At 39.8% G+C, this 12,718-nt stretch carries 6 protein-coding genes; 4 read left to right on the forward strand and 2 right to left on the reverse strand.

What is annotated here, in order from left to right:
* Nucleotides 1-400: 400 nt before the first annotated feature.
* Nucleotides 401-3,175: a collagenase gene (locus NYF15_RS21065; RefSeq protein ID WP_371354588.1), complete on the forward strand. Its 2,775-nt coding sequence runs from the start codon at nt 401-403 to the stop codon at nt 3,173-3,175.
* A 409-nt stretch (nt 3,176-3,584) separates the two neighbouring features.
* On the opposite strand, the gene NYF15_RS21070 is transcribed toward NYF15_RS21065, so the two are convergent.
* Nucleotides 3,585-6,062: a hypothetical protein gene (locus NYF15_RS21070; protein ID WP_371354589.1), complete on the reverse strand. Its 2,478-nt coding sequence runs from the start codon at nt 6,060-6,062 to the stop codon at nt 3,585-3,587.
* Between the two features lie 65 nt (nt 6,063-6,127).
* Here NYF15_RS21070 and NYF15_RS21075 point away from each other — a divergent pair, with 65 nt between their 5' ends.
* The 3 genes from NYF15_RS21075 to NYF15_RS21085 all read left to right on the forward strand — a co-directional run bounded on the left by NYF15_RS21075 (nt 6,128) and on the right by NYF15_RS21085 (nt 11,388).
* Nucleotides 6,128-7,876 (forward strand): MFS transporter, encoded by a 1,749-nt coding sequence (locus NYF15_RS21075; RefSeq protein ID WP_371354590.1) that lies wholly within the window; start codon nt 6,128-6,130, stop codon nt 7,874-7,876.
* A 4-nt stretch (nt 7,877-7,880) separates the two neighbouring features.
* On the forward strand, nt 7,881-10,250 hold the full coding sequence (gene ygjK, locus NYF15_RS21080; RefSeq protein WP_371354591.1) for an alpha-glucosidase: 2,370 nt from the start codon (nt 7,881-7,883) through the stop codon (nt 10,248-10,250).
* A gap of 169 nt (nt 10,251-10,419) precedes the next feature.
* A complete protein-coding gene (locus tag NYF15_RS21085; protein WP_193988916.1) occupies nt 10,420-11,388 on the forward strand; it encodes a dihydrodipicolinate synthase family protein in 969 nt (322 codons plus the stop codon).
* 75 nt (nt 11,389-11,463) lie between these two features.
* Here the strand turns inward: NYF15_RS21085 and NYF15_RS21090 are convergent, their stop codons facing one another.
* Nucleotides 11,464-12,678: a M24 family metallopeptidase gene (locus NYF15_RS21090; protein ID WP_371354592.1), complete on the reverse strand. Its 1,215-nt coding sequence runs from the start codon at nt 12,676-12,678 to the stop codon at nt 11,464-11,466.
* Between the last annotated feature and the right edge of the window lie 40 nt (nt 12,679-12,718).

Below are 12,718 nucleotides of genomic sequence, written 5' to 3' on the forward strand. Positions count from 1 at the left end.
TTTGCTCCCTTACCTTTTCTAGATAGTAAATACTAACATCTAAACAAATGATGACCTGAGTGTGGCCAACTTAAAACTATTTTAATTTTAAGAGCTGTTAATTTCGTTACTTTTACATTATACAAGTTTATCTTTAGTTTAGGGTGTATTTACATTTACGCATATCTACAGCTTTGTCCTTTCTAGCAATACTTCTCATCCTAAATATTTAATGACTTTGTTTTCTTAGTTGAAATATAGATTAACTTCAGACCTTATTTCTTTCGTCAAACCATCAACAGAATCTACTTACACTGTTATGTAAATATAAAATATATTGTATACAGTGATAATTTTATGTTACAAAAGTGTTTCTCTTTCTGAGTTGGATAGAGAAAACAATAATTATCAAAGGTAAATTATGAAAATTAAAACATTAATTCTGGCGCTACCTATACTTGGAGCAAGCTCTTTAGCTCAATCAGCTAACCTGCAAGAGCGCTTGTTTACACCAAGAAATGCAGAAGTTGAGCGCACACATCATCACGGTGTAGATCACCAACATAATGAAAAAGCCCCTATAGCTGAGTTGCAAAAGCAGCCACAACAACTTAATCAATTTATGATGCGCAGCCAAGCCGCCGTTGTCAGTTGTGATTTAGCTGCGATGGCAAGTGCAAGCACTAGTGCAATTATCACTGAACTTAAGAGCCAAGGTACTAATTGCATTAATGAACTTTTTAGTGCGCCATCTTCTATTCAGAGTCAGGTTTATAGTTCAGATAACATGTATGCCGTTGCAAATCATGCTAAGTCACTCTCACAGACTTATGCTGGTGGTGGAGATGTTGATTTAGAAGCGCTGTTTTTATATTTGCGTGCGGGTTTTTATGTTGAGTTTTATAATGCTGACGTGAATTTTAGCTCTTGGGTACAACCTGCAGTAGTTGATGCTATAGATGCATTTGTAAACAATAGCCACTTTTATGATGATAATGATGGACACGGTAAAACACTTGCTGAAGTTATCATAACTATGGATAGTGCTGAGCAGCAGCATCGTTACTTAAACGTGGTAAAGCAGTGGTTAACGCGCTTCAATGAGAGTTATGCTGCAAAATGGAATATGCGTAGTGCTGTTAATGGTATTTTCACGCTACTTTATCGTGGCCAGTGGAATGATGCATTTGTAACCGCTATCGGCACTGATACTGACTTAGTTGCTAAGCTAAGCGCATTTACTCAAAAGCAGTGGATGATAGACTCAGATGCACAATACTTGATTGTTAACGCTGCCAGTGAATTAGCTCGTTTAAAACAATATTCAGGCACGCCAATACAAGCAAGTGTTGATACTGGTTTGAAAGCTATTTTTAGCACCTATAACAGTTTTGGTTATGGTGATGCAGTATGGCTTGCAGCAGCTGATTCTGTAAGTTATTACTCAGATTGTAATGACTACGGTATTTGTGGCTTTGTTGATGAACTAACTCAACAAGTGTTGTCACAAAATTATAGCTGTAGTAGTACTATAAAAATTCGCTCGCAAAATATGACGGCTATTCAACATGCAGCAGCATGTGATGCTATGGGCGCTGAAGAAGGGCTTTTTCATAATAAGCTAGCCACAAATAACACCCCTGTTGCTGATGACAACAATAACTTTTTACAAGTAAATATTTTTGACAGTAGTGACGATTATAGCAAGTACGCAGGTGCTATCTTTGGTATAAATACTAACAATGGCGGTATGTATTTAGAAGGTGACCCATCTGTAGCTGGCAACCAAGCTAATTTTATAGCTTATGAAGCAAGTTATGCCAATGCAGAGCACTATGTATGGAACTTAGAGCACGAGTATGTTCACTATTTAGATGGCCGTTTCGACTTATATGGTGACTTTAACGCACCCACAGAAGATATTGTCTGGTGGTCTGAAGGGGTTGCAGAGTATGTTGCTAATTTAAATAACAACGATGCTGCAAAAGCCACTATTAGTGATGGCTCGCGCTATACACTAGCGCAAATTTTTGACACCACCTATGATGGATTTGATCAAGATCGAATTTATCGCTGGGGTTACTTAGCTGTTCGCTTTATGTTTGAACGTCACAACAACGAACTTGATGCCATGTTGGCTCATACCCGCACTGGTAATTGGAGTGCCTATAAATCAAAAACTGTAGAGTGGGCCAATAACTATGAGAATGAATTTGTACAGTGGTGCGATGACTTAGTTGCAGGTACGAGCACTAATACCCCACCAGTAGCACAAATTAATGGCCCATATTCTGGCATGCAAAATAACAATATTAGCTTCACGAGTAATGGTAGTAATGATAGCGATGGTAGTATCGCCAGTTATCAATGGAACTTTGGCGATGGTAGCAGTTCAAATCTGGCAAATCCTACTCATAGTTACACAAGTGCAGGAGAATACACCATAACATTAACTGTGGTTGATAATGAAGGTGCAAGCCAAACTGTCACTACAGTAGCAACTATCGAAGCTGACAGTAGTGTTGATGATGGTGTGCTATTGAATAGCCAGCCAATTAACATTAGTGGCGCTCAAGATGAATTTTTATATTTCACTTTTGATGTTCCTTCAGGCGCCAGCGACCTTATGTTTAATTTAACTGGTGGTACAGGTGATGCGGATTTATATGTAAGTTTTGAAGCAGCACCGAGTGAAGCTATATATGATTGTCGCCCTTACATTGGTGGTAACGAAGAGTCGTGTGCTATAAATCCTGCACAAGTAGGCCGATACCATGTGATGGTTAGAGGTTATAATGCATTTGATAACGTTCAGTTAACAGCATCATTTACCCAAGTGACTTCTAACGTGCCAGATGTGTGTGCTAGTCAAGGTAGCCGAAGCAGTGGCCGCTTAAATGATGGCGAAGTAATTTGTCTAGGTAATAGCGATCCTATGTGGTTTAGCATTGCAGATGTTCAAGGCCAAAATGGTATTGCGATCACCACCGCTAATGGTAGTGGTGATTTAAGTCTAAGCTACGCTGCAAGTGGTTGGCCAAATGGTAACAATGAAGTGGCTGAGTCAAATAATAGCGGAAATGGAGAGTGTATTTATATTTCAGGCCAGAGTGAATACTGGGGCTACCTAAAAGTAGCTGGTAATAGCACTGGTGCAAGCTTAGTCGTCGACTTTAACAGTCAAGGGTGTCGTTAGTTAATATATAAACTTAAAGCGTGATCTCACGCACTTTATATAATGGAGTCATCAGTTTTCTGGTGGCTCTTTTTTTATAAAGAAACAAATGCAAAGGTTCATTTCTTCAAAGTCAAAACACCCCTTTAGCTTTTTTCTGGTGTTTTAAACTAACTATAAATTGAACTACTTGGATGTAAAGTTGAAAAATAAACATTCAATTGTACTTACGTTGCAAAAGTGTCGCCAAAGCTGACAACTTCAATATTGATGAGTGCATTGAAAGGTAATTAAATTAGGCCAAAGGTGGCTGAATACCAAGAGAAAGAAAGCAACATCAACTCAGTTAACGCTGGACTAAACAATGGTAATCTAAAGAGGAGGCAAAAGCCACTTTCTTGCGAAAGTGGCTTTTGTCCTATTGTTAAGCTTAGGACAAAGTAAGCTCTTGAATAAGACGAATAGGCTCACCATCAACATTTAAAATGGCCTTTACAGAAATCTGTTGTGGTTTGTCAGTTTTTGTTACTTTGAAGGTGTATGTTTTTTGTTCATAAGGTGCTATATCAACACTTTTCTGTTGAGATTTTGCGGGGGTGGCTTGCTCGAATAATGTTGAGGTTAGAATAATGTCCCCAGTTGTTTCTCCAGAATAAGGACCAGATAAATTAAACGCTACTAACCAATGGTCTTCATGCTCTTTCGTTTTTACTACATTAAACTCAACGCCATTAAACGGGGTTACTCGTTTTGAGAGCGTAGTTTGGTGCGTTAACGACTTCCATTTGAGAGTTTGCGCAATAGTAATCTTATCAGCATTTATTTCTGTTAGCAGTGAGATATTATGTGTTCCTGAAGTCAAGTTGCGTTTGAGCTGATGAGTTTTGATTAGCTTATCAGCGCTATCTATGAGCGATACTTGTGCAGTAATTTCTAAAGAGGAACCAGTTGGATTGACCACTCTTAAAAAAGGCTTTTGTTGGTGATAATAAATATCAGATTTAACCCCGGAAAGAGTACTAAAACCAGTATTATTTAATGTGGTTATATATTGATTTTCCAAGAACTCTAGTTCAGAACTGGCTTTATCGTGCAGCTCTATAGAGGGTAATTTTGCCAAAATATTACTCAACTCAAGATCGCATTGTGGTATAAATCTCTCGTGTTGCTGGCAGGTTTTAAACACTCGGTTTAATAGAGCATAATTTTTAAAAAGCCAAGGGTTTGTAAGCGCATTCTCTGCTGTGACAGACACCAAGCGAGTGGGGGTAGGGTTAAATAAGTACGGGGTGATTTTATGGTTGTTATTTTGACCTAATAAGCTGATCTTTTCGCTGTTAAGTGTTGAAATCATTTGCTTATTCAGGGGAATAGAAAATTGTTGGGTTACTTTTTGACTGTCACTTTGAGCGTGCAAGTTAATGCTTAATTGTGCTTGCTCGAGCGTTAGGTTTATTGCAAGTTTCTTATCTGCAATTAATGCACTTTTTATCTCAGGTGTCAGGGCTATTTGCTTTGCTTTAAAGTTATCGTAGCTTTGTGCATTTATAATTAAGTGACTGCCATCTTCAATAAGCAGCATCAGTAATTGATCATCATTCACTTGCTCTTCACCAATAAAAGTGCGGCGATATTTTAGATTTTGTTGGTCACGCTTTCCTTGTAATGCTATGCCAATTTTTCCTCGATGTAATTGAGCAGCTTCGAACTCGATTAGCGCGGCCACTTGGTTTTTATTTGCTACATCAATGAGTGAACTCGGTTTTGGCGCTGGAAAGTCCATGATTGGGTGGTTGGCAGCTGAGGGGGGATTAATATCTAATCGTGATAACGCCGTTGATTGAGTATTACGTAGCCAGTAAGCGTTACCGTCTTGCTCCCAAGGCCCTGATACAATATGGAAACTAGGTTGGATATTTTCTACAAAATCAGCAAAACCTTGTTCTATTTCCGACCAATTTTTAAAAGTACTTTTAAGCAGTGAGTTAGCTGTTGAAAGTGTGGCTTCGCTGTGTGGGTTCGCTAATCTGAGCTCTTCAATAAAGTGAGCAAAGTACTGTGCCCGTTCAGGAGAGCTTAAAAGATAATGAATAATAAAAAAATTAAGTCCACGTTTTAGTGCTGGATCGTCATTTATTTCTTCAATTGTAGGTTTATTTGCGCTGTAATATTGTTTTAAACCGGTTTCAATGTAATTCATTGGGGCGCGATCAAATACCATGACGGTGAGTTGTTTTTGCTTAGGATCATAAACATGGTGAGCAATCGAATCAGCTAAACCTTCGGTGATCCAATTAGGTGCCCACGTTGAATGGCCGTTTAATGCCATATGAAAAGCATGCATGGTTTCGTGAATAACTATATAACGCTGATGGTGCTCACGGTGGCTGGGGAAATTATATCCGGCACGGTTATAAAACATGGTTTCACCACCGGCCGTTTTATGTACCCCACGTAAAAAACCATCATCAAGCATGGCTTCTCGTACACGGGAGCGACTACTACCATAAACAACTGCAATGCGTTGGCGCTCAATATTTGGGGGAGCCATACCAAATAAAGCAACATAATGTGGATATGCCATTTCAAGTAGCTCTAAGTATAGCGTGACCTTCTCTTTGGGTAGATCACTTTTTAGCGCAAAGTGCTTACTTACCCACCAGTTGTAGCCCCGACTATTTCCTATTTTGCCATCGCTGTATGTATATGGAATTGTTTTTCCTAAAAACTCAATATCGATATTATTGAGTGTGCTGGTATAGCCCTGGACGGTAATGTTTGCTTGCATTTTACTTGGGCCGCTTTTTATGTTGCCGATATCAGGTTTATTATTCGCACTAGTATTAGGCGTGGGCTGACAGGCAGTGAGTAGTAAAGTTAATAATGTGAGAGATATAATTTTTGTCATTTTAGTTGTTTTGTCTGTATATTGTATGCAATATAAAATACTGCGTTTAATTGAAAAAGTAAACTATGAATAATAACCAACAATTACAATCAGCAGCACAGCAGGAAACTGGCAAAAATAAACAAACTTGGCGTAGCTTTGGGTTAGGTTTCTACTTGGCTAATACCATGGAAATTTTTGAGCGTTTAGCTTGGTATGGCTTTTTTGCAGTATCGTCGGTGTATATGACCACACCCATTGAGCAAGGGGGGGTCGGATTTAGTGATGCAGAGCGAGGCGCCGTACAGGGGATAATTCCGTTTTTTTTATACTTATTACCTGTGATCACTGGGGCTTTTGCCGATCGCTATGGCTATAAAAAAATGTTTACATGCTCATTTGTTGTGATGGCGCCAAGCTATTACTTCTTAGGTCAAGTGACTGATTTTAATTCGTTCTTTATGATTTTAATGTTAGTCGCTTTTGGTGCATCCTGCTTTAAACCTGTGGTAGTAGGCACTATTAGTCAAAATACTAACGACAGTAACCGAGGATTAGGCTTTGGTATTTTTTACACTATGGTTAATTTGGGGGGCTTCATTGGCCCGTTAGTGGCTGGGTATTTAAGGACTATTAGTTGGGATGCGGTATTTATTATGTCGGCATCTTGGATTGTTATTAATTTTATTCCATTGCTTTTTTACCGTGAGTCAAGCAGTAAACTACGTAGCAGCATAGGTGCGGCAGCGGTTTTACAGCAAGCTCAACATGTTTTGGGTAACAGCCGTTTCGCATTATTACTGTTTACCAGTGTAATTATTTTAATGACGGGGGGAGTTAGCTGGTTAACATACACTCAAGCTTTTTCACTAATTACGATTTGGTTAGCTGCGAACTGGTTATGGGATAAGTGCGTAAGCGTGCAAAAAGCGTCTAAATGGTATCTACAACCGGTGAGGGTTAGCAATCGTAGTTTTGCACTATATTTAGCAATATTAACGGGGTTTTGGACGGTATATAACCAAATTTTTTATACTCTACCTCTGTTTATACGTGACTATATTGATACTCAAGATTTAGTTGCACTCTTGAGTTACTTTGGTCAATCAGCAGTGGATTTTTTTGCTTATGTTGATATTCAAGCTTTAAGTAACAAACTGCAAACACTGGCTGCTACTCAAAGTCTAACACCAGTCAAAGAGATAAATTTAGAGGCAGTGCGTCTAGAGTTAGTCCACCTAAAAGTCAATGTTCCTGTTGCTGAAATAGCGTTATTTTTTAAACAAGCTAGTGCTTCTAACTTTTCAGCTGAGCAAAGTATGCAAGTGGCGCAGCAGTGGCTTAAATACCGACAGGTAAACCCTGAATACCTGATTAATTTAGATTTTGCAGCTATTGTTCTGTTACAAATAATAGTAAGTGTTAAATGTCAGCATTTTAAAGTTATATCTGTCTTAATAAGCGGTTTAATTGTCACAGCAGGTGCTTTTTTAGTGTTGTTATTAATGAGTGCGGGGGTATTACTAAGTCAGTTGGGAGGTTTAGTAGTGGTAACGGTTATATTATTAATTGCTTTTGGTGAAATGCTCACCTCACCAAAAAGCCAAGAGTATGTTGCCAGCATAGCTCCAAAAGGCAGTGCTGCGATGTTTATGGGTTATTACTTTGTGTCTATGGCATTAGGCTTTTTATTTGCTGGATTTTTGTCTGGGTGGAGCTACGGCTACCTGGTCAAAGAGATAAAGTCACCTGAAATCATGTGGTTATTATTTGCAGGCATTGCACTAGCTACTGGGTTTGGTTTTTATTTATTAGCGCGATACAAAAAGGGCTAAATAAATGATTTTTAAAAATCTGTTTATTTTAATCACCGTGCTTTTAATCAGTCATTGTGAGGCTGCTGCTAGTGAGGTGGTTGATTATAAAAACTTAATAGATAGAACCGGAAGCCCATATTATATGCAGGACTTTGAGCAAGGCGGCCACCAACGTTTTAGCCCTCTTTTTGATCTAGGCGCGTGGCATGGACATTTGCTACCAACGGATGAAAACGTCGGCGCGTTCACCGGGCCTGCTATTGTTACTGAGGAGTATTTAAATTTTATAGCGCCTTATCTAGAAAAGCTGACTGTTTATAAAGGCCTGAAAGTCGATGAGGCCAATAAAGTGAAGCTAGCAATGCGGGCTTACAGCGAACCCGGCGCGTTAGTGCAAGAGCTAAGCGGTGATGGGGTAAACATAACGCTTACTTTGCGCTTTGTGACAAATCGCACTTCATTAGTTAAAACACAGATTAAAACCACTGAGCCTGTTACATTACATTTCACAGGACAGCTTATAAACCATTTACGTGCTAACAATGGCACTGAAAGAGAGGGGTGTTCGCCATTTGTGGTTTATCCGAAATTAACCCCCCGATGGCAAGTCACCAACAATAGTATTGCGATTAGTTTTGGCAAAGTAAGGGCGCATGGACACATACTCACTTCGGGGAGCTCACAGTTATTGCTTAAAAAAACGTTAGCGGTTAGAACACGTCATGACGACCTAAGTTACTCAAGCACAACGCACATAAAAAACAATCGTACATTCTACACAAGCTATTCATATTTATTAAATAATCAAGAAGCGGTACGTGAAAAAGAGGTTATTGATAAAATTTTAAAGCAACCCGAACATCATTTATCACTTAGTAAATTACGTTGGCAAGAGTATATAAATAAAGCCACACAGCCAATTAGTAACAAGCAACCAGCTCTACAAAAACTTGCAGTAAAAAGTGTTGAAACGTTAATTGGGAATTGGCGCAGTAAAGCTGGTGCAGTAGGTTTTGATACCGTTAGTCCTGCCGTGACCGGTCGCTGGTTTTCAGGTAATCAAACTTGGCCTTGGGATAGCTACAAGCAGGCATATGCACTGGTAACATTTAATCCAGAGCTTGCTAAACAAAATTTGAATGCTGTGTTTGAGCATCAAATAACGCCAAACGATGCTGTCAGGCCATGGGATGCTGGATTTATACCTGACTTAGTGGCCTATAATTTTAGTGCAAAACGCGGTGGGGACGGCACAAATTGGAATGAGCGTAATACTAAGCCAAGCTTGGCAGCTTGGGCTGTGTGGCAGGTGTTTGAAAATACAGGCGATACTCAGTGGCTCGCGCACATATACCCTAAACTAGTTGCTTATCGTGAATGGTGGCTACGCAATCGTGATCATAATAAAAACGGTGTGCCAGAGTATGGTGCCACTGTTGATAAAGTTCATAATACTCGTGACGGCAAGTTATTATTTAAAGTAAAAACCTCGGCAGGTTGGCGAACAAGAAGTGGCTTAAAAAACTATAGGACTTACCTAAGCGATGAAGCAACCTTAGAAATTAAAGTTCCGGCACAAACAGCCGCATCTTGGGAATCTGGTCGTGATGATGCTGCTGTGTTTGGTTTTATAAATAATCAACAGTTAAATCGTTATATAAAAAACGGCGGGATTCGTGGTGACTGGTACGTTGGTTTTGCAGAAAATCGTAATGATACAGGTACATTAGTTGGGTATTCATTATTGCAAGAATCTGTGGATCAAGCCTCTTATATGGCTGCTGATAACCGTTATTTAAGTAAAATAGCGAAGCAGCTTAAGTTACCGCACCAAGCAAGTTACTTTTTAAGGCAAGCCGCTCGGTTAAGGGATTATATCAATCGGTGCATGTTTGATAAAAATACAGGCTTCTACTACGACATTGAAATAGCAGATACCCCCTTAGCGAATGGTTGCGCTGGGAGGCCTTTAGTAAAAAGAGGCAAAGGTCCTGAAGGGTGGTCACCGTTGTTTAATCAAGTAGCGAGTATGGAACAGGCCAGTGATGTGGTAAAAACAATGCTTGATAACAATGAGTTTAATACTTACGTTCCGCTTGGCAGTGCTGCGCTGACTAATCCGGCTTTCGGTGCGGATATCTATTGGCGTGGACGAGTATGGCTTGATCAAGCTTACTTTGGGTTAGTAGGTATGAGTCATTACGGTTATTGCAAACAAGCTCAACAATTAAGTGAAAAGCTATTAAATCATGCCAATGGTTTGCTTTCTAATGCGCCAATACGTGAGAATTATAATCCGCTTAATGGTGAGCAACAAGGAGCGCCTAACTTTTCATGGAGCGCAGCACATTTATTACTAATTGCTCAAAGGCAAGGTAAATGGTGCCAATAATTGGCACTGTTTAATTCAGTTCACCAGACTAATCACACTATGGGATAAATTAATCACCACTGCTTAAGCTTCACAAATTACAAGAGAATTAACACAAATAGAATATTGTATACAATATTCTATTTGTGTTAATATTTATAGGAGTTACCTTTAAGCAACAGGAAATATGATGAAAACAACGAACACAGATTGGCGCTTTTCAGTTATGCCGGCCGTATTCACATGGCTAAAAGAGTCTGAATCTGGATCATTTGAAATAGACTTTGATACAACAAAGAAATATGCTGCAGAAATTTTAAAAGTGCAAGGGAAAGGCGGTAGTAGAATGGGGGGGCTTGTTGGCTCAGGCACATTAGGTGAAAATAGTTATCTAAGTGTTGATCAGCGTCTTTCTTTACTTGAAGCTCTTTCTGATGTTGCAAAAGAATATGGTGTCCCACTGATCAGTGGCGCAGCGGCAGAAACGAAAGAAGAAATAGCTGAAATTGTAAAGCAACTAGCATCTGTTGGCGTAGATACCGTTATGGTTATGCCGCCAAAAACCAAAGAAGCACCTAGTGATGAAGACATGTATGCGTATTATGCGCTTTGTGCAACAGCCGCAAAAGAGGCGGGGATCACTATTATGCCTTATAATAACCCTGATGCAGCGGGCTATCATGCACTGTCAACAGAGCTTCTTAAAAAACTTGCTGCGCTTCCAGAAGTTACTGCACTAAAAATATCAACCTCAGACGTTTCAATCATTGAGACGATAATGTTAGAAAACAAAGATGCTAAAATTTTGGCAGGTGTAGACACAGTCACTGTGCATGCCGGACTAGCAGGAGCATGTGGCGGGATCACAGGTGTAGGTTGTATCTTTCCAAAAGCGAGTGTGACGATGCAGGAGTATGTAAATAAAGGGGAATGGGCTGAGGCTAACAAAATTTCTCAGGCTATGAATTCCATCTCTTACTTGGATGCTCAACCGCTACTTATGGAGTACCTTAAGTGCGCATTTGGAATTCATCATGACGATAAGGATGGTGGACTTCGTACCTTCGGTAATAAATTAACTCAACAGCAAATTGATGACGTTTGTGCAAGATATCTTTTAGCTAGAGAGAGACTCAAAGCTTTGGACTTGTTAGGCTAATTCGTTTTCTAGTTCTTTCAAGTACTAATTAGCTGCACGGTAAGCATTCGCCGTGCAGCAATGAGTATATTTATCTTATAACCCAAATGGGTTTTCGAGGCTATGAGCGGGTTCAGTGAACCACTTTGGACCATTTTCAGTAATATAAAAGTGATCCTCTAAACGCACACCAAATTCACCAGGTACAACGAGCATTGGCTCATTACTAAAGCACATACCAGCGGCTAGAGGTGTTTTGTCACCGCCGACCAAATAAGGCCATTCATGGATGTCTAAGCCTATGCCATGCCCGGTACGGTGTGGGCAGCCTGGAGTTTGATACTTAGGTCCAAGGCCTTGCTCAGCTAAGTAAGCGCGGGCAGCGTGGTCGACACTTTCACAACTTTGACCTATTTGAGCTGCATCAAAAGCGGCCATTTGTGCGGCTTTTTCATAATTCCAAAACTGTCGTTGGCGGTCCGTAGCTTCACCAAATACGTAAGTGCGTGTAATATCTGATAAGTAGTCGTGTACTTTACAGCCAGTATCAATTAAAACCATATCTCCTTTTTTAAGAATCTGTGGTTCTTTGACACCATGAGGAAATGATGTCGCGAGGCCAAACAAAACTATGCAAAAGTAGTTACCTGGCGCGCCAACTTTTTGGTGGGCTTGTTTAATAAATTCTTCTACCTCAGTCGTGCTTATACCCTCATATAGCATACTGGCAGTGGCCTGATGAACTTTTAAGGTCATATCCATCGCGCGTTGTATTAGCTTTAGTTCGTTTGCTGATTTATGCATGCGACAATGAGCAGTAACAGGCTGTGCATTAACAAGGTTTAAGCCTGTTTGCGCTTTATTTATGCCATCGAAAATGAAAAACTGCGCGCTTTCGTCAATCCCTACAGTGCCACTCTCAGCAATGCCCATTTCGGTGAGCACTTTGACAAATAATGCATAAGGACTTTCGTGTTCAAGCCAGCCGCGAATTGGGCCTTCTATAACTTTAAAGCCATTGAGAGAGCCAATTTCAAAATCAGGAGCTATATATTGTAATTCGCCCTTCGCGGGTAAAATAGCACCGACCATGCGCTCACTTGCGTACCAGCGCATACCCGTAAAGTAAGTAAGGTTAGTCCCTGCATTTAAGTAAATGGCATCAATATTATTGGCTTGCATATACTCTTGAGCACGGGCAATACGGGCTAGATGCTCATCAGCTTGAATGGGAGTTAAATCGCGAGTCATATTGGAAAGACTAGCAAGTGCTTGTTCTTTCGTTTGAGTACTAATACCTTTGGTCATCATTAGGTTCTCCTATGTATTTGTTTAATTATAATTTTTAAAG

The sequence above is a fragment of the Pseudoalteromonas sp. 68 DY56-GL68 genome, from assembly GCF_041414825.1.
Taxonomy (GTDB): Bacteria; Pseudomonadota; Gammaproteobacteria; order Enterobacterales; family Alteromonadaceae; genus Pseudoalteromonas.

What these genes read in the sequence shown, in the direction of transcription:
- ygjK (WP_371354591.1), top strand. Translation starts at nt 7,881, where the DNA reads ATGATTTTTAAAAATCTGTTTATTTTAATCACCGTGCTTTTAATCAGT.
- NYF15_RS21085 (WP_193988916.1), top strand. Translation starts at nt 10,420, where the DNA reads ATGAAAACAACGAACACAGATTGGCGCTTTTCAGTTATGCCGGCCGTA.
- NYF15_RS21070 (WP_371354589.1), bottom strand. Translation starts at nt 6,062, where the DNA reads ATGACAAAAATTATATCTCTCACATTATTAACTTTACTACTCACTGCC.
- NYF15_RS21065 (WP_371354588.1), top strand. Translation starts at nt 401, where the DNA reads ATGAAAATTAAAACATTAATTCTGGCGCTACCTATACTTGGAGCAAGC.
- NYF15_RS21090 (WP_371354592.1), bottom strand. Translation starts at nt 12,678, where the DNA reads ATGATGACCAAAGGTATTAGTACTCAAACGAAAGAACAAGCACTTGCT.
- NYF15_RS21075 (WP_371354590.1), top strand. Translation starts at nt 6,128, where the DNA reads ATGAATAATAACCAACAATTACAATCAGCAGCACAGCAGGAAACTGGC.